This window comes from Lentisphaera marina, from assembly GCF_028745505.1.
GTDB classification, from domain to species: domain Bacteria; phylum Verrucomicrobiota; class Lentisphaeria; order Lentisphaerales; family Lentisphaeraceae; genus Lentisphaera; species Lentisphaera marina.
On the sequence record NZ_JAQZZL010000002.1, the window covers coordinates 1,668,357 to 1,689,400 of the forward strand.

Genomic DNA, 21,044 nt, shown 5'->3' on the forward strand with positions numbered 1-21,044 from the left:
TTTCTCCTAAAGCTTTTTAAAATCTATGGCCTAGTTGATGGACTTCAACTACTTATTACGCCAAGACTTGACAGTATCTACAACAAATTTGACATTTTCAACAGGAGTCTTTGGCATGATGCCATGACCAAGATTGAAAATATGTCCTTTTAATCCTTTGGCTTGCTCTCTAATCAACTCAAGCTTTTCGGCTAAGATCTCTTTATTTGAGAAGAGCGATGCTGGATCCAAGTTACCTTGAAGAACACGTGAATTATTACAGAGATCTTTTGCAACATTAAGCGGAAGCGTCCAGTCTGTGCCTAATACGTCTGCCTGTGAATCAGCAACTGAATCAAAATAAGCGTTAGCACCTTTTACAAAATGGATAACCGGCTTTCCACCCGTTTCCTTTTTCAAGAAATCAATAATCTTCACTGTATAAGGATGAGAGTATTTTAAATAATCTTCACGACTTAGAACACCACCCCATGAATCAAAAATCTGCACAATCTGCGCACCAGCTTTAAACTGCTCTAACAAATAGTAACAGGTCATTTCTGCAATTTTATTCATCAATTCATCATAAGCTTTGGGCTGTGTATACATGAAGGTTTTGATTTTTAGGTAATTCTTTGAACTACCACCCTCAATTGCGTAAGATGCCACTGTAAAAGGAGCACCAGAAAAACCAATTAAATCTTTTTCTGGGGAAAGCTTTTTACGAATTGCTGAAAGCGCATCATAAACATAATCTGAACCTTTAGTTACATCAGGAACAATCACGCGAGACACATCTTCAGCATTTTCTATAGGATTATGAATGACTGGTCCTCTACCTTCATAGAAATTCAAGTCAAAACCCATGGGTATGAGCGGTGTGAGAATATCCGAAAACAAAATTGCCGCATCAACATCAAGAATATCGATAGGTTGCATGGTGACTTCTACAGCATTCTCGTACTGCATGCACATTTCTAAAAATGAAAATTTCTCGCGAACTGCGCGATACTCGGGCATATAACGCCCTGCTTGTCTCATTAGCCAAATAGGTGTTCTTTCACATTTTTTCCCTAAGGCGGTATCTAGTAATAAACCCATTATTGATCTTCCTTTAAAAATTGTTCTAATGTGGATACGTAATGATCCAAATCCTGTTCTGTATGAGCACTCGACAAGAAGTTCGCCTCATATTGCGAAGGTGGCAATAAAATTTTATGCTTTAAACAGAACTGAAAAAAGCGTCCAAATCTATCAAAGTCACACTCTCCGACTTCGGCCATGTTTTTAGGTAAAGTTTCTTTAAAAAAGAGCGTGAACATTGAGCCTAACTGAGTAAAACACACATCATCACGACCTTTAATAAGTTCCTGAACTTTAGCATTCAGACTCTCACCCAAGTCATTGGTTTTTTCCCAAATTTTATCGCGGAGGAAAACTTCTAAATTTTTAATCCCCGCAGCCATAGCTAAAGGATTTCCAGAAAGAGTTCCTGCTTGGTACACTGGGCCTAGTGGCGCAAGTTTCTCCATCACATCTTTTCTTCCACCAAAGGCACCGACAGGTAAACCACCACCAATCACTTTACCGAAGCAGAATAAATCTGGCACGACACCATAAAGTTCTGCGGCCGTTGTTTCATGGACACGAAATGCACACATAACTTCATCAAAAATAAGCAAAGCTCCATACTGATCACAAAGCTTGCGTAAACCCAAAATAAAATCTTTATCTCCAGGAACTAAACCCATGTTACCCGCAACAGGCTCTAAAATGATCGCAGACGTTTTTCCATCACGTAAAATACTTTCTACGGAATCTAAGTCATTATAAACTGCCGTTCTTGTCGTGGCTGTGTAGCCCTCCGGCACACCTGCTGAACTAGCAGTCCCAAAAGTAGATACTCCTGAACCAGCTTTTACGAGTAAACCATCTGAGTGACCGTGATAACAGCCCTCAAACTTAATAAATTCATCTTTACCAGTAAACCCACGCGCCAACCGTATTGCACTCATAGTGGCTTCGGTTCCAGAGCTCACAAAGCGCACCATCTCTAAACCATTTACTGTATCAGACATCAATTTGGCAAGATCATATTCTAAGGGACAACTCATACCAAAACTAAAAGCTGATTCCGCTTGTGCCTTAACTGCATCGACAACTTCTGATGGTGCATGTCCTAGAACTGCAGGCCCCCATGACATAACAAAGTCGAGGTATTCATCTCCCTCAACACTAGTTAAATAAGCTCCCTGAGCTTTTTCAAAAAAAAGTGGCTCTCCACCAACGGCTCCAAAAGCACGTACAGGCGAATCAACTCCACCTGGAATTAATTCTTTTGCTTTGGAATAAAAATCATTAGATAAAGACATCTAGGCCCCTTTCATCATTTGTATAATATTACCTGCTGCGCGAAACTTTAGGCTACTGCTTTGCTCTGCCCAAATGCGATACAAGTTGTTCATAATTCTTATTAAAATTTCAATTTCCCCAACGGGGTCAAGCATTTCTGGTCTTAACTCATAGCCGTAGCGATTTGTCAGGACTCGCAATTCATTTTTTGATAATTCTTTAAAGCCCTTATTCGAAGGGTCGTAATAAGCTAAGCTACCATCTTCAAACTCTTGTGCGAGGATAAAATAACCCGGTAAATTAACACCAAAAAATTTGAGGTTTTTGCGCTTAGCTAAAAGCACCACTAAAGCACAAATGATTACCGGCATACCTTTCTTGAATGATAAAACACTATAGAGCGAGCAGTTTTGAGCTTGCTGATAATCGATATTCTGTGCGCTAAATTGCTCAAAGACATTTTTAAACTGCTCAAAACTAGGTTCGTCACCTAACTGAGCATCAAGTTGATCAACATGAGCTTTAATCTGCTCTTGATTATTTTTATTACATATAAGAGTGTCAATCAAAATCAAAATATCTTCAAAGGAATTCTTTTGAGCCTTCTCAAAAGTCCCTTGTATCTTTTTACTAATTTCATTGACGCGACGAGAATGGAGCAACTTACTCAGAATCCCTTTTGCAGGTAATTCGAGCTCCTCCATCTTCATCGTCATTATTTGTAATTCAGCAATGTCACTTTTCAGCAAAGCATCGCACAAAGCATCAAAATCCTCATCTCGACGACAAAGAAGCTCTGACAATGCATTTACTTTTCCAGTTAAGTGAGCCGCCATTTCAAATACCCTAGGTGGGATTTCCCCCACGAGCCATTAACATCTGTCCACTACGAACCATCTCGACAATTTCATAATTCCCTAGCAGGGCAATCATTGCATCCAATTTGGATGAAGCACCAGAGCACTCAATAACCAAAGAATTGTCAGTGAAGTCAACTGTTTTACCACCAAAATGTTTGGTGATTTGCAAAATTTCTCCACGCTTGGTCGCGTCTGCTGCTACTTTAACAAGAACCATCTCACGTACAATGGCTTCAGTATCTGTATGCTCAATACAATGAACTACATCAACTAGCTTTTCCAATTGAAGGTTAATTTGCTTGAGACTATCACTTGCGCCTTTAGCAGAGATTGAAACACGTGAGAAGCGCCCATCCATCGCAGGAGAAACGACGAGAGAGTCAATATTGTATCCACGTCGTGAGAAGATTTGACACATGCGCATCAAAGCCCCTGGGTTATTGCGGATATAAACACTTATTGTATGAGTTTGAAAATCTTTCATCATCAAATCCTTAAGTTGAACCAGTTGGTTTATCTAATTTTTCACTTGGAGCTTCAAGTAACATCTTATCATAATTAGCTCCTGCAGGAATCATCGGATAAACATTATCTGTTTTATTACAAACAGCTTCAATTAAGCAAGGACCATCATTATAGGCTAGAGCCTCTTCCCACACTTTCGCCACATCATCACTGCTGGACATACGGAAAGCTTTTACGCCATATGACTCTGCTAATTTTACAAAGTCAGGATTACCCACCATATCAACACCAGAAAGACGCTCATCAAAGAAGAGTTCTTGCCACTGACGAACCATGCCTAAGTAACTGTTATTTAAAACTAAAATCTTTACAGGTAATTTGTGGATTGCAGCCGTCGACAATTCAAACAAAGTCATTTGGAAGCCACCATCACCCGAAACAGATACAACTAAATCATCGGGACGACCAAACTGAGCACCAATTGCCGCTGGAAAACCAAAGCCCATAGTACCTGCGCCACCTGAACTCAACCAATTTTTACCTTTAGTTGATTTACAGAACTGTGCCGCCCACATTTGGTGTTGACCTACGTCAGTAGCAACAATCGCCTCACTATCACTTTGCTTATCTAACTCCGCTAGAACTTCCTGCATTGTTAGTCCACCTTGGATTTTATCATATTTCAAAGGATAGTCTTGGCGCCATTGTTTCACTTCTTCAACCCAAGTGGCTGAATCGCACTCTTCAACTTGAAGAATTAACTCCTCAAGAATGAGACGTGCATCACCTACACACCAATAATCTGGCGTGATCATTTTACCGTACTCAGAGGGGTCAATATCGATATGAATTCTAACTGCGTCAGCACAAAATTCGTCAAGCTTACCAACAATGCGATCATCCCATCTTGAACCAATAGAACACACTAAGTCGCAATTTTTAACAGCAAAGTTAGCATAGGCAGTTCCGTGCATACCGAGCATACCTAAAGATAGGTCATGCTTTTCTGAAATAGCACCTTTACCCAAAAGTGTAGTAACTACCGGAACATTGAGTTTTTCTGCTAGTTCACGCACTTCTTCTTCAGCGCTAGACAGGACACATCCATGGCCTACTAGAAGCAAGGGTTTGCGCGCTTTTTTAAATGCTTTGGCGATTTGTTTAATTTTATCTTTATCACCATGTCCTGGAACAGTGTAACCAGGAAGGTCCATAGCTGCATCTAAATCAAACACACCCTCAGTTGAACTTATATCCTTAGGAACATCAATCACAACTGGACCTGGACGACCACTAGTTGCAACATAAAATGCTTCATTTACAGTTCTAGTTATATCTTCATGAGAACGCACCAAATAACTGTGCTTGACCACAGGCAGAGAAATACCAAAGACATCTGCTTCCTGAAAAGCATCTTTACCCAACATTGGGCTAATGGTTTGACCTGTAATAACAATCATTGGGACTGAGTCCATTTGTGCTGTTATTAGGCCTGTAATCGTATTGGTAGCACCTGGCCCACTCGTCACTAGAACAACCCCCGGTTTACCCGTGGCTCTCGCATAACCATCGGCCATGTGAGTCGCTCCTTGTTCATGACGAACAAGAATCAGTTCTATATCAGTATTTGTGGTAACCAGAGCATCAAAGAATGGAATCGCCGCACCGCCAGAGTAGCCAAAAATGTACTCTACGCCATGCTTTTCCAAACATTTAATTACTGCTTCTGCTGCGTTCATTAAATTATCCTAGTTTAAAACCTGTTTCAAAATTTCCGTATCGAGCTCTGGGTAAAGAACAAAACGTTCTAAGAGCTTAGTCACACGTTCACGACATGAAGCAATTACAGCCTCGTCTGTCGTAGCTTTAGCAAGTGATTTCTTGCCCGCGTTTTTACCTTTAGTAATTGTGTTTGCTTCAGTAGTATTGAGAATTTCTACAACGATCTCGGCAATTTCTTTCATTTCAGCTTGGCCCATACCGAGTGTCGTAAGAGCTGGAGTACCAATTCTTAAGCCAGATGTATACCATGCACCATTGGGATCAAAAGGAACTGAGTTACGATTAAGAGTAATACCCGCTGCGCGTACAGCATCTTCTGCTTGGCGCCCAGTCAAACCAAAGTTTGTCACATCCAATACCATGAGGTGATTGTCAGTTCCACCAGAAGTAAGGTTTACACCAGCTTCAGTAAGGTTTGATGCTAAAGCATGAGAATTTTTAATAATATTTTTAGCGTAGTCTTGGAACTCTGGAGTATTAGCTTCTTTAAAAGCAATAGCTTTTGCTGCCATACTATGAGGAAGTGGACCGCCGAGCACCATTGGGCAACCTTGGTCAATAAAATCACCAAATTCTTTCTTAGCAAGAATTAAACCACCACGGGGACCGCGAAGTGTTTTGTGTGTCGTTGTTGTGACAACATCAGCATGTTGAACAGGATCAAAATCACCAGTGAATACTTTACCTGCAACTAAACCTGCAAAGTGAGCCATATCTACCATAAAGACCGCTCCAACACTATCAGCAATTTCGCGCATGATACGGAAATTAACTTTACGTGGGTAAGCAGAGTAACCAGCTAGTAGGATAGTTGGCTTGATTTCTTCAGCTTGCTTGCGAATTGAGTCGTAATCGAGAACCTGAGTTTTAGGATCTACGTCATAAGTATAAGCATCAAACATTCTTGCTGAAACATTGTGTCTATAACCGTGAGTCAAGTGACCGCCAGAGTAGTAATTTAGCCCGAGTAATTTTTGGTTACCAAATGCTTCACGCAATTCAGACCACTGCTCATCAGAAAGATTATAAAGATTAGTCTCACCTACTTTTTCCATGTAAGGCTGCTGAACCACTTTATTCAAAATTGCCCAGTAAGCTACCATGTTGGCATCAGCACCTGAATGAGGCTGAACATAAGCATGCTCTGCACCGAAAAGATCACAAGCTTCTTTACATGCTTGACCTTCGAGATTATCAATATTATCACAACCCGCATAGTAACGGTGATTAGGGAAACCTTCCGCATACTTATCAGTTAGTAAATTACCCAAAGTCAATTGCGTTGAAAGTGAACAGTAGTTCTCTGAAGCAATCATTTTTAAGTAAGAACGCTGATCTTCAAGCTCTTTAATAATGGAAGCAGGTACAGACTTATCAACTTTAGCAACTTGCTCAAGATTTGCTAAGTAACCAACCATTGCAGCATTTGGCTCCTCGCCTTTGGCTACGATATCTTTAATGTATGTCGCTAATGCGCTCATATATAAAACCCTTATGTACGTTTTCTTATTTATAATGACCTGCAATATAAAGCGCTACCTAATACCTGCAAGGTCGAAATTTCATTAATTAAAAAGTATGACCCACACAGAGTAATAGCTACAATTAACATACCTAAAGATGTCCCATTTTTGAACAAAAAAAAGAGCGACCCTTAGGTCGCTCTTTAAATCTGATGTATAAATATCTTACTTCTTAGAAGGGCACTTATCGCAATCTTTTTTCTTAGCTTCTTTGTCGCATTTTTTAGCGGCTTTGTCGCATTTTTTACCATCTTTATCGCACTTGGTAGCGCACTCTTTCTTGTCAGTCTTTTTGTGAGCCGCACAAGAATCACATGCGAGTGCAGTTGAACCTGCGAAGAATGCAAAGAAGAATGCAAATACTAATAATTTTTTCATGGAATAACTCCTAATTCATTTTTTTTGTTGGGTTGGATAGGTATAAAAAAAGTTCCATTAAAAACAAAAAACAAATGTTTTTACTAGAACTTTAAAATTTATTCTTCGTCTTTGGCAATATCGTCCATCATCGAGTTTCTACTACGATTCTGCCCATAGACCTTAAGAAATTCAGAAAATTCAGAATTGTCTATAACAACGGTAGCGGTATCTTGAAGCTGCTGAGCCTTAGCCTTCACTTGCTCATCAGAAATCTCATCTTCTTTATAAAGATCCAAGCCCAAGAGTGAATTAGTTGCACCAATAAACTCTTCAGCAGAGAAACCTTTTTCTAAAACAGTAGTGTAGCCTTCCGACGCATTCATCATAAGCTCTTCATCTCTAGGAAAAACAGCTATGCCAATCATAGGAATAAACTCCCCTGATTGTAGCGCTACATAGTCTCCTATGTCAAAGTTCTCCAAACCTGGAATCCGCACATCGGATATTATCAAATCAAACTCATAGTGAAGTCTCTCAAAAAGAGAAAGGAGATCTTTCCCGTTAAAAGCACTAAAAACTTCATAACCTTGACCTTGTAAAATCTTTGTATAGCTACTGGAACTGAACATATCTTCAGTACAGATTATCACTCGTTTACTATCTCTCATTTATGGCATCCATATTAACACTAAAAAATTTAATTGACATTAAGATACCTCTTTACCGCACAAATTCAAAAAAATGTCCTTTCATTTTTCTAAGCACAAACTTAATTAAGACACTTTTTATCCATATTTTTCACTTTTAAGACATATTTACCCATGCTAAACACAGATATCAAGGACTCATATTGCCCAAATTGCGAAAGCAGTTTGAGAAAAATTATTTTAAGTCAAGTAGCATTTTGCCCTCAATGTTTCTGTAAATTCTCTTCAACAATCAAAGAACTCTTACCAATAACTGACTTAAAGACGCCAAATCCCACATCAATGAATAGGGCCTTAAAAAACGAAAACTATGAGCTAGCTGAAAAATTAAAATCCGAACAAAGCATCCCAGAACAAGAGCACCCTTTTCTTTTCATCAACATAGAATTCCATCGTAACCTAGAATCCCAACAATTTCTCAATATAGAAAACTCTAAACACCACTCAAGAATTCTTAAAGAACTCAAAAACACCCATCAAGAACTCTCCACTTTGAATAACGTCAATCCCTCACTTATATATATAGATGTTACTGAATACATCAGAACCCTTCATAAACACCATATTAGCTACGGCTTAATCAACACCGACAACAAAACAAAAACTATAGAAGATTTCCGTGCTAAAATCTATTCAAGACCTATCGACACTAACTTTTCTTTTCATGATGACTTCGGATTCTTAGGTTCCGATCTCCTACAACTCGGCCATGCATTCAGCATCAAAGCTGGAATCGCACTACCTCATCTATATTTTGATTCACAAATCCCGCGAATCGCAAAAGCCTGTAATGACTTAGGCTTTTCACTTTCACCCCTTCAAGTAAACAAACACAAGCCACTCATCTACACCATAGAGAGCATATCTAGCACCTCTTCGAGTCTCAAGGACACAATCAAAGACCTCATAGCATTAGGATCCGAAATCCTGAATGCAGAAACACAAGCACAGCTAAGCTCTCTACAATCAAGCGACATGACTTGCTATAAACATTTCTCATCGAGATACTGGTCACTCGGAAGCCTTCCCTCCATCGACAAACAAGAATTTTATCATTATCTAGAGGACATTTTTTGTGCACAGACTTTTCATTACCTCGACACAGGATCACCGGAGAGAATAACCGAACAGCTTAACAAGGAACTCCCAACACTTCTCCATACAACACCCTCCTCCGCAAACAAAGAGACGAAGGACATACCTCTTGACACATTTGAAGAGTTTTTAAATAACATCAGAGGCTAATTCGCATTGGTCTTTCTTGACCACAGGTGTATAATTTGGAAATAGTCAAAGAATTTTTCAAAAGGAAGCCTTTATGGACGAGTCAGAATCAGCTCTCAATAACCTCACCCCCAGAGCACAACAAGCTATAACCTTAGCTAAAAATGAAGCAAAACATTACAACGCTGACTGCATCGGAACTGAACACCTCCTACTCGGAATCATTGTCCTCGGTAGTGGCGTTGCTGTAAATGCCTTAGTTAACATGGGCGTCGACTTAGAAACTATACGTACTGCGATCGAAAAACTTTCTCCATCATCAGACAATCCTCCCGAACCAGACACTGAGATCCCCTTCACACCTAGGGTCAAAAAAACACTTGCCCTTGCACTTCGTGAGGCAAAAGCTCTAAATTATCACTATATTGGGACTGAACATCTCCTACTTGGACTACTAAAAGAAGGTGAGGGCATTGCCGCTCAGGTCTTACGCTCTCTAAATGTAGACGTAGAATCCATCCGCAACGAGATCATGAAAGCCCTCGACCCCAACTACATCCCAGCAGACACTCGCCCTAACGATAGCAACCCAGTTGCCGGCAACACAAATGCTCCTTCCATGGAGAACCTGAATAATTTTGGTAGAGACCTCACTGAACTCGCAGCTAAAGGCGAACTTGACCCCGTCATCGGCCGAGACAATGAAATTGAGCGTATCATTCAAATCCTATGTCGACGCAACAAAAATAACCCCGTCCTCATTGGCGAAGCTGGTGTAGGTAAAACTGCCATCATCGAGGGTTTAGCTCAGTCTATTGTCAACGGCGACGTCCCTGAAATTTTGCGCAACAAAATCATCATTGCTTTAGACCTTCCTGGCATGATTGCTGGCACAAAATATCGCGGTCAATTTGAGGAACGCATCAAAGCTGTCATGGAAGAAATCCGCCTATGTGGCAACGTAATTCTTTTCATTGACGAACTCCACACCATCGTTGGAGCCGGTTCCGCGGAAGGTGCTCTAGATGCATCAAACATCCTCAAACCAGCCCTTTCACGTGGTGAAATCCAGTGCGTTGGCGCCACAACAATGGATGAATACAGAAAGTATATCGAAAAAGACTCTGCTCTTGAGCGCCGATTCCAGTCAATCGTTGTGAACCCACCCGATATTGAAGACGCCGTCAAAATCCTCCAAGGCATCGTCGAAAAATACGAAGAACACCACAACGTTAGCTACACAAATCAAGCTCTGCGCGACGCCGTAACTTTATCGAACCGCTACATCACAAGCCGCCAACTTCCTGACAAAGCAATTGACGTTATGGACGAAGCCGGCTCACGTGCACGCATCAACTCAATGGTTCGCCCCCCCGACCTCAAAGAACTCGAAGACCATGTTGATGAAGTCCAAGTTGAAAAGAAAAATGCGATCGAAAAGCAAAAATTCGAACTCGCGGCATCCTTGAGAGACAAAGAGAAAGAACTCAAAAAAGAAATTGAAAACATCCTCGAAAACTGGCGTGCAAATAATCACGAAAGAACTGTCCAAATTGATTCTGATGATATCCACCAAATTGTCGCAAAGTTAACTGGCATCCCCATTCGTCAACTCGAAGAAGGCGAAGTTCAAAAACTACTCCACTTGGAAGAAGAAGTCAAAAAAGTTGTCATCGGCCAACCAGAAGCCGCACGTTCATTAACACGTGCACTTCGACGCTCAAGAGCCGACCTAAAAGACCCAAAACGTCCCATCGGCAGCTTCATCTTCTTAGGCCCCACAGGCGTAGGCAAAAGCCTTCTTGCTAAAACAGTTGCTGAAATGATGTTCGGTGATAGCGAAGCTTTAATCCAAGTCGACATGTCTGAATACATGGACAAATTCAATGTAACTCGCTTAGTTGGTTCGCCTCCCGGCTATGTCGGCCACGGCGAAGGTGGTGAGCTAACTGAAAAAGTTCGTCGTCGCCCCTACTCCGTTGTACTCTTTGACGAAATCGAAAAAGCTCACCCAGACGTCATGAACTTACTTCTCCAAATCCTTGAAGAAGGTATTGTAACAGATACTAATGGCGTTAAAATTGACTTTCGCAATACCATCATTATCCTCACGTCAAACGTGGGGGCATCTCAAGCACACGGCCAAGGTGTGCTCGGCTTCACCAACCCGGATAGCGAATTGGAATACACTAGATTGGTAGAAAAACTTCAATCAGCAGCTCGCAAACATTTCAAACCTGAATTCCTCAACCGCCTTGATGAAATCATTGTTTTCCGCGAATTAGTCAAACAAGACCTCCAAGAAATCATTGACCTTGAAGTTAAAAAAATTGCTCAACGCTTAGAGAATCGTGAATGCACTATCGAGTATAACCAAGAGGTAAAGGACTACCTTATTGACAAAGGTTTTTCACCTGAATATGGAGCTCGTCCACTTCGTCGTGCAGTAGAACGCCACCTTGAGGACCCCTTAGCTGAAGAAATCCTCAAAGGCAAAATCACTAATATGCAGCACATTACTGTGAAGAAAGGCAAGGAAAACCTCTTGTTTAGTATCCGTAAAATACGTAAGAGTGCAAAGAAAAAGAAATGAAACACGCCAAGATTAGCCTTTTAATCCTTGCTACACTTTCTTTTTTTTCCTGCCTAATCTACAAACAAGAACTCAACATATTTAGCGATGGCTCTGCCACGCTAAATATGTCTTATTCCATAGACAGAAAGAATCTTCAAGACTTAAATGACCTTAATAAGGCCCTAAGAAATTCTGCTGGCAATTCTACCATTAATTATTTTAATGAAGAAGAAATTAAAGGTTATCTTGATTCTTTTGAAGATATAAAATCTCATTCAGTTCGCGTCCACAGCGATCAAAAGCGAACTTATGTAGACATCAAAATTGAAATCAGCAATTTGCGCAATGTACTGAATGCAGGCTTAATCCCCTATGCTCGGCTCAGTAAAAACGAGGATAATTGGCGTTTTTCTTACTCCACTCCTTATGATTTCGGCGAAGTAAAAGACCGCAGTGCAAGGACTAGAATTAATCAAATCCAAATGAAACTGACAATCAACACCCCCTCAGATATCGTATCATCTAGCAAGGAAGATTTCTCAAAACGATCAGTCGTTTGGAAATTCACTCCAAAAGATAAAAAACAAGTCAGCGATATCCCCAACAGCTTTTTTGTAGAATTCTCTGGAGAAAAAATTTCTTTCGACTAGTTCTCACCTACTTTTATATTGTAAACAAGCCCACTCTCTTGTACAATAATTATTAGAGTTAAACATAGGATCATTTCAATGAAAAAAATTATTTACATCGCCATTTCTATCTTTGCCATCTTTTGCCTAAGCTCATGCAGCGATAAGAGCCAAGAAAACTTCAATGAAGATATGAACCAAATTTTCGATTTCGAATAAACGAAAATCATGTTCACTACACGTCGCACTCTCCTCCAAAAACTCAACATGGGAAGCCAAGTTGCCTGGAATGACTTTGACAAAACATACCGCAAACTAATCCTTTTGCGTGGACGTGACAGGGGCCTGCACCCAGACGAACTAGATGACTTGATACAGATGGTGCTCATCAACATATTTAAACAAAACTCAATTTTTAAATATGATGGCTCAAAAGGCCGCTTTAGAGATTATCTAAAAACTATCATCGACCGAAGAAGCTTTGACCTTATTCGCAAACGTAAAAATGCTCTCGAAAGTCTAAATGCCTTAGGGGACAAAGGTATCGTACTCAGCTCCGACGATCATGAAAATGCAGAAAAACACTGGGAAGAAGAGTGGCAAAAACACCTCCTCGAACAAGCTATAGAATATGTCAGCGCGGAAGTACAGCCTCAAACAATCACCATTTTTAGACTTCTCACTCAAGAACACATGACTCCAGAAGAAGTTGCTGAAAAACTGGAAATTAATGTCGATGCCGTCTATGTCGTTAAACATAGAATGATGAAGCGCATCAAACCCGTACTTAAGCAATTGGACACATAAATGCTGGATATAATTGCTAATTATAATTTAGAAAAATTACTTGGTCGAGGTGGTATGGGAGCAGTGTACCTAAGCCACCACCCCTTGCTTAACATCCCCCTTGCTATTAAAATTTTTGAACCCCACAACTCCATTGATCAAGAAGAGTTTCAACAGCGGTTTGTTCGAGAAGGTTTATTAGCTGCATCGATTGAACACCAAAACCTCGTTAGAATTTATGATGCCGGCGTCGATGGCAGTCGCAATTTCCTCGCCATGGAATTCATTGATGGCCCCGACTTAGGTGGCCTACTAAAAAACAGCCCTGACGGCTTAGACGAAGGCTTTGTACGAGATGCAGCATTAGGCATAAGTGACGCACTTAAGCTAGCGCATAGCAAAGGCATTATCCATCGTGACATTAAGCCCGAAAATATTTTAATGACTCCTAAAGGCTACGTAAAGTTAGCAGATCTTGGCATTGCTAAAGACCAAGAATCTGAACTTAATGTAACTGCCACAGGCATTGCACTAGGTACCCCTCATTACATAGCACCCGAACAAGCACTAGATGCCTGCTCCGCTGACCAACGCTCCGATATCTACACACTTGGAGCAACACTCTATCACCTCCTCTGTGGTTCAACTCCTTACGAAGGCAAGAGCCCCCTTGAAGTCATGATGAAACACGTCCAAGAACCGATGGAGCACCCCATCATTAGAAAGCCCAGCATGAATGCTGACTTTGCTAATATCATTTCAAAAATGATGGAAAAGCGACCAGAAATGCGCTATCAAAGCTGTGATGAATTAATAGATGATCTAAAGCTTTTAAAAACGGGTAAATCATTGAATTACCTCAAAGAGATGTATGAGCATAAGCCTACTACAAAAACTCCTCCAAATAAGAAAAAAACTAGTAAAGCCAATGCAAAGAAAAGTAAAACTTTTCCCGTTAAAACAATTATCGGCGGAATTGTCTGCCTCATCATCTTGGGCATCACTTCGCTTGCACTTATTCCAGAAGATCAAACCAATTCACCGAAAATCACAACAACAAAACCCGAAACAATTATAAGTGAAAAAACTAATGACACAGAAACAGCCCCATTAATAAATGCAACTACAGGAAAGCTCAGTACTCAATTTGACTATGCCTTGAAAAAACTTTCACAAATCAACAAGATCACAAGCATTGGCCCTAACAACTATCAAATCAAAGATGGCCGCATCAATTTAGACCTCTCAAACCAAACGAACCTAAAAGACATTAGCCCTCTTGCACCTTTTAAGTATGGCGAGCTCGACTTGAGTGGAACGTCCGTCAAAAACATTGAAGTCCTTCAAGATGTAGACGATTTAAACTTAAGTAACACAGATATAAATCTAGAGAAATTAAAATCTCTAAACATCAACACCCTACAGCTGGGAATCGTTGATGACGTCAGTCCTCTAGCCGGCTCTTCGATCAAGACCTTATCTATGATGCACTACTTTGGAGATAGTATTGAGCCCTTTAGACAACTTAAGCTAAACCGCTTAATAATCACTCATGGTGCCCCAAAAATCAGCAGCAGAAAATATATAGATCTAAGTCTTAAAAAATATCGAGAATTTCTCTTTAACGAAAATATGAGAACAGGACCTTCTTCCTCAGGTCCCCAGCGCCGACCTGGTCCAAAAGGCTTCCAAAGAGGTCCGGGCTCAAAGTTTTCTCCTTAAGCAATACATCAATTTCTTGATCATTTAAGCGAAAAGCAACTGCTCGTGGCTTATCTGTAAAAGTAGATAACATAAGTAAAAGACGCTCATAACTTTTGTTTTGTAGATGCTGGCGCAACATTAAAAATGCAAAGTACCCTAGCATCAAGCCCATAAGCACTAATACTGGCATCGGCAAGAAGTAAGCCTGCTTTACATATTCTTGACTATAAATCCAAACTTGAACTCCCATCAAAGCTGTAATTAGGCCGAGCAATATGTAAGTTTCTAATGGACTCCTAACCATAGGACCAAATAATTTCCTAAAAGAGGATGTTGACGTCTGATAGGCAAACATCTCTTCGTACTTGTCGGCTTCTAAAGGGAAACGCACTGCATGACACATTTCATGCGCCATCAATTCTTGCCTACCATAAATATACCATTTATCCCGCGTTCGAAAGCTTGGGCGCAGAATGAATAAAGTAAAAAAGTATGGAGGTATCCCCCAAGCACAACCACCGAACATAGCTCCTGGAGAATAGAAAAAACCCGGCACCCAGTCTAAGTCAAAATCATAGAGCTCTAAATTAGATTTACGGGCATCGCAAAACATTTCACTTGGAATGACATCGGCTTTATTGAATTTAACGCCCTCAAGCTCAAAACTGCCTACCTTCTGTAAAGTCGTATCAAACTTTTCATACTCAGTACGCAAATTCTCTAATCGACAGATAAAATCATCTAGACTCTCTTTAGAAGCAGGAAAAAAACCTCGTTTATTCAAAGCTAAAATAGCTTCAAATTCACCAGCTTTCGCTTTTTCTAAGAGTTCATTTTGAAGCATTTAAAAACTGTGTCGACTCTTCTATTAATTGAGGCAAAGTCATGCCATATAATTCTCTCAACCTATCAACTTTACCCCAAGTAATAACCTCTGCCTCCGGGTAAGCTTTTGCAAGATAAGGAGTTGAAATACCATGCTCTAGAAATAATTCAGCCGCTATAGATGCCAAACCACCTGTTTTAACATGATCCTCTAAGGTAATCATCGGCATCGCTTTCGCATCATTAAAGAAAGCTTCCTTATCAAAAGGCTTCAAGAATCTAGCATTAACGACTTTAAGGGAGAAATCTTTCTTCTGAAGTTCTTCTGCCAAAGCTAAAGCCAACTCACATTCGCGACCCACTGCCCAAACAACCCCATCTGTACCTTCCCGAAGAACTTCTGACTTACCGAGCTCAATCTTAGCTCGAGGACAAGGCAAATCTTCCGCAGAGGTTTTAGGGTAACGAACCACAGTTGCGTGATCCAAAATAAGAGCCAAGTCCATCATAGCTTTCATCTCTGCATCATCACGCGGCTGCATAATATGAATATTTGGTAAGGCACGCCAGAAACCTAAATCATAGATACCATGATGTGTTGGGCCATCCTCAACTAAGCCTGCTCTATCTAAACAGAAAATAACCGGTAACTCTTGCAGACAAACATCGTGATACACACAATCCATGGCTCTCTGCATAAAAGTTGCGTATATCGCAACAATCGGCCTTAAACCATTAGCCGCCATCCCGGCAGCAAATACAACCGCGTGCTCCTCTGCAATACCTACATCATAGGTTTTGTCGGGGAAACGCTCTTTAAAAATAGTCATACCCGTCCCAGACAACATACCTGCCGTAATGGATACTACTCGAGAATCTTTTGCTGCTAACTGACAAGAAGCTTCACCAAAGGATTGCGAAAATGATTTTTCCGCGGGTTTTGGCACCGCATCAGGTTCTGCAGGTACTTTTTTCTTGAAGCCATGCAAGCGCTCAGGACAAGATTCAGCCTCGTGGAAGCCGTGACCTTTCTCGGTCATCACATGAAGGAGAACTGGTTTTTTATCTGTGGCAATAGCTTCTAGAATTGGAATAAGTGAGTCAAGATTATGCCCATCTACAGGACCAATATAGTGAAAACCCAACTCTTCAAAAATAGCGCCAGGCACTAAGATACTTTTGGCCGCATCTTCAACTTTGGCCACACCAGAACGAATCGCTTCGCCGAAACGAGGGATCTTGGTTAGAAATTGTTTTACATTCTCACGGACATGACGGTAATTTTTATCAGTCATGATGCGATTTAAATATTTTGACAAAGCTCCCACATTAGGAGAAATCGACATCTTGTTATCATTGAGAATAACAATCATATCATCCGTTGTCTCAGCAATATTATTTAGAGCTTCCAATGATACGCCACAACCCAAAGCCGCATCGCCCACAATGGAGATAACTTTCTCTCCAGTTCCACGCTGATCTCTGGCTGCAGCAAAACCTAAGCCTGCTGACAAAGCAGTGCCGGCATGACCAGCACCAAAATGATCGTGACTACTTTCTTCTCTTTGGAGAAAACCACTACAGCCCTGATAAGACCTTAAAGTATTAAGGTAATCTTTACGTCCCGTCAAAATCTTATGTACATAACCTTGGTGACTAATATCAAAAAGTATTTTATCACTTGGGGAGTCAAATACCTTATGAAGTGCCACAGTAAGTTCAACAACGCCTAAGTTGGAGCCCAAATGCCCACCATGGCTAGAACATACGTCAACTAAATACGCTCTTATTTCTTCACACAAGCCCTTCAATTCATCAGTATTGTACTGCTTTAAATCTTCGGGTTGTTTTATCTTATCTAATATTCGCGTAATCATTTATTTTTATCCAACTTATTGAATGAATCCCACCAATCATCACGTAGCGCTTTTCCCTCAGCTAAGAATTTGTAAAGACTATCCCAGTCCTCACCTTCTATCCATGAGCGCACATGACTAACCTGGTCTAAAGTTTCATCCATTGCTTTTAATATAGCTTGTTTATTGTGTTTAGTCACATTAACCCATAAATCTGGGTTAGACGAAGAAATCCTCGAGGTATCCCTAAAGGCTCCTCCACATGCCAACATAGCGAGATCCTTATTAGGCGCCTGTAAACATACATGTGTGGTTATATTTGAATTTATATGTAAAACATGACTCGAGCGCGCTAAAGTCACGTCATGATCAACGGCATCAACCTCGAAAGTATTACCGCCAATACTGCGCCAAATTTCTCTAATAATCGAAACGGCTGCGGGATCATCTGTACAAAAGGGAGTAATAAAAACCACTTTATCTCTGTACATGTCGGCATCACCATTCTCCATACCGGTTTTTTCTGTACCCGCCATTGGGTGACCACCAACAAAGTGAACACCCTGCTCACATAATGCTGGACGTATACCATCGACGATATCAGACTTAACAGAACTTAAATCTGTCACAATTGAACCCGCTTTAAACTCTGTAATATGATCATTAACAAAATCAATTAATGGGGATATCGGCATAGCTAACATAACAACGTCAGCTTCCGATAAAATTTTCTGTGAATCTGTACTTGCTTCGTCGACAACACCTAGCTCAACAGCTTTTTCAGCCTCACTCTGATTTGGCGCCCAGCCCGTCAAACGTATTTCGGGTAAAAACTTACGTACTGCCATAGCAAAAGAGGCTCCCATTTGCCCTAAACCAGCAACAGCTAACACTTCTGGTATTTTAATATGGTCCCGCACTAATCTTACTCCGAATTATGATTTAAATTTTATGTAAAATGGCCGTGAATATAGAGGATTCACACTAATTTTAAAGATATTTGTTGTGAATTATATAAGAAATCTTTGTGAACACAAAGTTAGCTAGTCTTTATCTTGCCTTCTAGTACAAAAGTACCAAAAGGTAAAAGCGACATTAAAAATGCGAAGCCAGCAAAACCAAGGGTAAAATCCTTACGACGCAATAAGTCCGCTAAAATGACGCAAAATAAGACAAACAAGACCCCATGTGCCATACCTACAACACGAACTGCCATTGCGTAGCCCGCTAAATACTTCATCGGCATGGCCACAAAGAGTAAAACTAAATAGGAAACACCTTCCCAAAAAGCAACTTTCTTAAATAACTCTATCATGCTCGTATTTTCGGTAGCGCAAAGTGTTCATTTTCCTCTCTAGCAATAAATTCTGAGACTTCACTCACACCACATTCTGCTTTCAAGCGATCGACAACTGCACTCACTATTTTCTCAGGTGTCGATGCACCTGCACTTAAGCCAAGTGTTTTTTTACCTTCGAACCAACTAGGATCTAGGCCTTCTGCACAATTAACCATGTAGGCATCGAGTCCATCTCCAGCTTTAGCCACCTCTCTTAAACGATTTGAGTTTGAAGAATTGGGACTCCCAACAATTAAAAACACATCACAGCGTTCAGCAATCTGCTTCACTGCTTCTTGCCTATTGGTTGTCGCATAACAAATATCCGCTTTCTTGGGCTCAGAAACTGATGGGTAGCGCTTTTTCAAGGCTGTAATGATCGCCGCACAATCATCGACAGATAGAGTCGTTTGAGTTATGTAAGCAATCTTATCATCTTGTGTAAAACTTAATGATTCTACATCAGCAGGACTTTCAACCAAATGGATTGCCTCAGGAGCTTCTCCCATGACGCCAATAACTTCGGGGTGACCTTCGTGACCAATGAGAATAATTTTGTAACCCTGCTTTGCATAACGAATCGCTTCGAAGTGAACCTTACTCACAAGAGGGCAAGTCGCATCGACAATTTTCATACCGCGTTCTTTTGAAGCTTTCACTAAGCTTGGTGGAACTCCATGGGCGTTAAAGATAAAACTAGATCCATCAGGGACTTCATTTATATCTTCAACAAAAATCACACCTTTCTTTTTATAAAATTCCACCACATGCGAGTTGTGTACTATCTCGTGATTGACGTAGATTGGATGAGGCATCAATTCAAGTGCTTCATCCACAATTTTCAGTGCGCGTTCAACACCAGCGCAAAAGCCGCGAGGCGCAGCCATAATTAATTTCATATACATTCCTAAAATTTTTCTCTGAAAGATAATAGAAAAGGCACAAAATTCAACATCTGAACTATTTGAAGTTTCAGCACTTTGGTTTAGCTTTTGTCGCGACTTAACTAACGTATAAGTAAACCCCAAATAAGGATCACGGATCATGTCCAAAACAATCCGCGTCTGTGTAACCGGCGCTGCCGGCCAAATTGACTATAGCTTACTCTTCCGCATTGCTAGCGGCGAGATGTTCGGCCCTGAGCAAAAAGTTGCTCTCAACCTCCTCGAAATCACTCCAGCTCTCGACGCTCTTAAAGGTGTCGCTATGGAATTAGATGACTGCGCTTTCCCGCTTCTCGAAGAAATCGTTATGACTGACGACGTCAACGTTGCGATGAAAGACGTTAACTGGGCATTACTTGTAGGCTCAAAACCACGTGGTCCAGGAATGGAACGCGGTGACCTCATCAAAGAAAACGGACCTATCTTTACAAGCACTGGTAAAGCTATCAACGACCATGCAGCAGACGATGTACGCGTAGTTGTCGTTGGCAACCCTTGTAATACAAACTGCCTAATCGCTATGCACAATGCTCCTGACGTTCCTCGCGATCGTTTCCACGCAATGACTCGTCTTGACGAAAACCGTGCAAAATCACAACTCGCTCAAAAAGCTGGTGTTCCTGTGACTGAAGTTAAGAACATGGTTATCTGGGGCAATCACTCAGCAACTCAGGTTCCTGACTACAAAAACGCTACAATCTCAGGTAAGCCTGCTGCAGATGTAATCGGCGACCTAGCTTACCTCCAAACTGAATTCACTTCTACTGTTGCTAAACGTGGTGCTGCAATTATTGCTGCACGTGGTAAATCTTCCGCTGCTTCGGCTGCAAATGGTTTAATCGATCACGTTAAGAGCTTACTTACACCAACTCCAGAAGGTGAAGTATTCTCAAGCTGCGTAAATTCAGATGGCAACCCATATGGAATTCCAGAAGGACTCATCTTCTCTTTCCCATGTCGTTCAAATGGTGATGGCACTTACGAAATCGTTCCTGGTTTCGAACTCGACCAACACCTCACTGAAGGCGTAGCAAAAACTGTTGCTGAACTAGAGAGTGAGCGCGAAGTTATCAAAGATCTTCTTGGATAATCGCTCCATTTAGTTTTACACTTGAAAGTGCCTAATTATTTTAA

The 21,044-nt window shown here is 40.9% G+C and carries 19 protein-coding genes; 6 read left to right on the forward strand and 13 right to left on the reverse strand.

Annotated elements, in window-relative coordinates; translation table 11 throughout:
• Positions 1-48 precede the first annotated feature (48 nt).
• The 8 genes from hemE to PQO01_RS17830 form a co-directional block, all read right to left on the reverse strand.
• Positions 49-1,080, reverse strand: coding sequence for a uroporphyrinogen decarboxylase (gene hemE, locus PQO01_RS17795; RefSeq protein WP_274315517.1), 1,032 nt, complete (start codon positions 1,078-1,080; stop codon positions 49-51).
• The gene (hemL, locus tag PQO01_RS17800) at positions 1,080-2,351 is read right to left on the reverse strand and encodes a glutamate-1-semialdehyde 2,1-aminomutase (protein WP_274315518.1); all 1,272 of its coding nucleotides are present in this window, start codon (positions 2,349-2,351) and stop codon (positions 1,080-1,082) included. Before hemL ends, hemE begins: the two co-directional genes overlap by 1 nt.
• Positions 2,352-3,167: a transglutaminase family protein gene (locus PQO01_RS17805; RefSeq protein WP_274315519.1), complete on the reverse strand. Its 816-nt coding sequence runs from the start codon at positions 3,165-3,167 to the stop codon at positions 2,352-2,354.
• A 10-nt stretch (positions 3,168-3,177) separates the two neighbouring features.
• Entirely contained in the window at positions 3,178-3,675 is a 498-nt protein-coding gene (gene ilvN, locus PQO01_RS17810) for an acetolactate synthase small subunit (RefSeq protein ID WP_274315520.1), read from the reverse strand.
• A 10-nt stretch (positions 3,676-3,685) separates the two neighbouring features.
• On the reverse strand, positions 3,686-5,395 hold the full coding sequence (ilvB, locus tag PQO01_RS17815) for a biosynthetic-type acetolactate synthase large subunit (RefSeq protein ID WP_274315521.1): 1,710 nt from the start codon (positions 5,393-5,395) through the stop codon (positions 3,686-3,688).
• Positions 5,396-5,404: 9 nt separating this feature from the next.
• Positions 5,405-6,919, reverse strand: coding sequence for a glycine hydroxymethyltransferase (locus PQO01_RS17820; RefSeq protein ID WP_274315522.1), 1,515 nt, complete (start codon positions 6,917-6,919; stop codon positions 5,405-5,407).
• A gap of 207 nt (positions 6,920-7,126) precedes the next feature.
• Positions 7,127-7,339 carry a hypothetical protein gene (locus tag PQO01_RS17825; protein ID WP_274315523.1) on the reverse strand — a complete coding sequence of 71 codons (213 nt, stop codon included), beginning with the start codon at positions 7,337-7,339 and terminating at the stop codon, positions 7,127-7,129.
• Between the two features lie 98 nt (positions 7,340-7,437).
• A complete protein-coding gene (locus PQO01_RS17830) occupies positions 7,438-7,989 on the reverse strand; it encodes a response regulator (RefSeq protein ID WP_274315524.1) in 552 nt (183 codons plus the stop codon).
• Between the two features lie 153 nt (positions 7,990-8,142).
• Between PQO01_RS17830 and PQO01_RS17835 the strand changes: the two genes are divergently transcribed.
• The 5 genes from PQO01_RS17835 to PQO01_RS17855 all read left to right on the forward strand — a co-directional run bounded on the left by PQO01_RS17835 (position 8,143) and on the right by PQO01_RS17855 (position 14,964).
• A complete protein-coding gene (locus PQO01_RS17835) occupies positions 8,143-9,273 on the forward strand; it encodes a hypothetical protein (RefSeq protein WP_274315525.1) in 1,131 nt (376 codons plus the stop codon).
• Positions 9,274-9,346: 73 nt separating this feature from the next.
• Positions 9,347-11,845, forward strand: coding sequence for an ATP-dependent Clp protease ATP-binding subunit (locus tag PQO01_RS17840; RefSeq protein WP_274315526.1), 2,499 nt, complete (start codon positions 9,347-9,349; stop codon positions 11,843-11,845).
• Positions 11,842-12,477 (forward strand): hypothetical protein, encoded by a 636-nt coding sequence (locus PQO01_RS17845; protein WP_274315528.1) that lies wholly within the window; start codon positions 11,842-11,844, stop codon positions 12,475-12,477. Before PQO01_RS17840 ends, PQO01_RS17845 begins: the two co-directional genes overlap by 4 nt.
• A 207-nt stretch (positions 12,478-12,684) precedes the next feature.
• Positions 12,685-13,263, forward strand: a complete 579-nt coding sequence (locus PQO01_RS17850) for an RNA polymerase sigma factor (protein ID WP_274315529.1) — start codon at positions 12,685-12,687, stop codon at positions 13,261-13,263.
• Positions 13,264-14,964: a serine/threonine protein kinase gene (locus tag PQO01_RS17855; RefSeq protein ID WP_274315531.1), complete on the forward strand. Its 1,701-nt coding sequence runs from the start codon at positions 13,264-13,266 to the stop codon at positions 14,962-14,964.
• Here PQO01_RS17855 and PQO01_RS17860 read toward each other — a convergent pair.
• The 5 genes from PQO01_RS17860 to ispH all read right to left on the reverse strand — a co-directional run bounded on the left by PQO01_RS17860 (position 14,864) and on the right by ispH (position 19,871).
• Positions 14,864-15,790, reverse strand: coding sequence for a hypothetical protein (locus tag PQO01_RS17860; RefSeq protein WP_274315532.1), 927 nt, complete (start codon positions 15,788-15,790; stop codon positions 14,864-14,866). The genes PQO01_RS17855 and PQO01_RS17860 overlap by 101 nt on opposite strands.
• Positions 15,777-17,648 carry a 1-deoxy-D-xylulose-5-phosphate synthase gene (gene dxs, locus PQO01_RS17865; RefSeq protein WP_274315533.1) on the reverse strand — a complete coding sequence of 624 codons (1,872 nt, stop codon included), beginning with the start codon at positions 17,646-17,648 and terminating at the stop codon, positions 15,777-15,779. The genes PQO01_RS17860 and dxs overlap by 14 nt, the downstream gene beginning before the upstream one ends.
• Positions 17,645-18,547, reverse strand: coding sequence for a prephenate dehydrogenase (locus PQO01_RS17870; protein ID WP_274315535.1), 903 nt, complete (start codon positions 18,545-18,547; stop codon positions 17,645-17,647). Before PQO01_RS17870 ends, dxs begins: the two co-directional genes overlap by 4 nt.
• 119 nt (positions 18,548-18,666) lie before the next feature.
• On the reverse strand, positions 18,667-18,942 hold the full coding sequence (locus PQO01_RS17875) for a DUF3817 domain-containing protein (protein ID WP_274315536.1): 276 nt from the start codon (positions 18,940-18,942) through the stop codon (positions 18,667-18,669).
• A complete protein-coding gene (gene ispH, locus PQO01_RS17880) occupies positions 18,939-19,871 on the reverse strand; it encodes a 4-hydroxy-3-methylbut-2-enyl diphosphate reductase (RefSeq protein WP_420792922.1) in 933 nt (310 codons plus the stop codon). The genes PQO01_RS17875 and ispH overlap by 4 nt, the downstream gene beginning before the upstream one ends.
• A 139-nt stretch (positions 19,872-20,010) precedes the next feature.
• On the opposite strand from ispH, the gene PQO01_RS17885 reads away from it, so the two are divergent.
• Complete coding sequence (locus PQO01_RS17885; RefSeq protein ID WP_274315539.1) at positions 20,011-21,000, forward strand: malate dehydrogenase; 990 nt, start codon at positions 20,011-20,013, stop codon at positions 20,998-21,000.
• Positions 21,001-21,044: the final 44 nt, after the last annotated feature.

Bases quoted from the DNA above. Each gene is read 5' to 3' on its own strand.
- hemE (WP_274315517.1), bottom strand. From the start codon at position 1,080: ATGGGTTTATTACTAGATACCGCCTTAGGGAAAAAATGTGAAAGAACA.
- hemL (WP_274315518.1), bottom strand. From the start codon at position 2,351: ATGTCTTTATCTAATGATTTTTATTCCAAAGCAAAAGAATTAATTCCA.
- PQO01_RS17805 (WP_274315519.1), bottom strand. From the start codon at position 3,167: ATGGCGGCTCACTTAACTGGAAAAGTAAATGCATTGTCAGAGCTTCTT.
- ilvN (WP_274315520.1), bottom strand. From the start codon at position 3,675: ATGAAAGATTTTCAAACTCATACAATAAGTGTTTATATCCGCAATAAC.
- ilvB (WP_274315521.1), bottom strand. From the start codon at position 5,395: ATGAACGCAGCAGAAGCAGTAATTAAATGTTTGGAAAAGCATGGCGTA.
- PQO01_RS17820 (WP_274315522.1), bottom strand. From the start codon at position 6,919: ATGAGCGCATTAGCGACATACATTAAAGATATCGTAGCCAAAGGCGAG.
- PQO01_RS17825 (WP_274315523.1), bottom strand. From the start codon at position 7,339: ATGAAAAAATTATTAGTATTTGCATTCTTCTTTGCATTCTTCGCAGGT.
- PQO01_RS17830 (WP_274315524.1), bottom strand. From the start codon at position 7,989: ATGAGAGATAGTAAACGAGTGATAATCTGTACTGAAGATATGTTCAGT.
- PQO01_RS17835 (WP_274315525.1), top strand. From the start codon at position 8,143: ATGCTAAACACAGATATCAAGGACTCATATTGCCCAAATTGCGAAAGC.
- PQO01_RS17840 (WP_274315526.1), top strand. From the start codon at position 9,347: ATGGACGAGTCAGAATCAGCTCTCAATAACCTCACCCCCAGAGCACAA.
- PQO01_RS17845 (WP_274315528.1), top strand. From the start codon at position 11,842: ATGAAACACGCCAAGATTAGCCTTTTAATCCTTGCTACACTTTCTTTT.
- PQO01_RS17850 (WP_274315529.1), top strand. From the start codon at position 12,685: ATGTTCACTACACGTCGCACTCTCCTCCAAAAACTCAACATGGGAAGC.
- PQO01_RS17855 (WP_274315531.1), top strand. From the start codon at position 13,264: ATGCTGGATATAATTGCTAATTATAATTTAGAAAAATTACTTGGTCGA.
- PQO01_RS17860 (WP_274315532.1), bottom strand. From the start codon at position 15,790: ATGCTTCAAAATGAACTCTTAGAAAAAGCGAAAGCTGGTGAATTTGAA.
- dxs (WP_274315533.1), bottom strand. From the start codon at position 17,648: ATGATTACGCGAATATTAGATAAGATAAAACAACCCGAAGATTTAAAG.
- PQO01_RS17875 (WP_274315536.1), bottom strand. From the start codon at position 18,942: ATGATAGAGTTATTTAAGAAAGTTGCTTTTTGGGAAGGTGTTTCCTAT.
- ispH (WP_420792922.1), bottom strand. From the start codon at position 19,871: ATGTATATGAAATTAATTATGGCTGCGCCTCGCGGCTTTTGCGCTGGT.
- PQO01_RS17885 (WP_274315539.1), top strand. From the start codon at position 20,011: ATGTCCAAAACAATCCGCGTCTGTGTAACCGGCGCTGCCGGCCAAATT.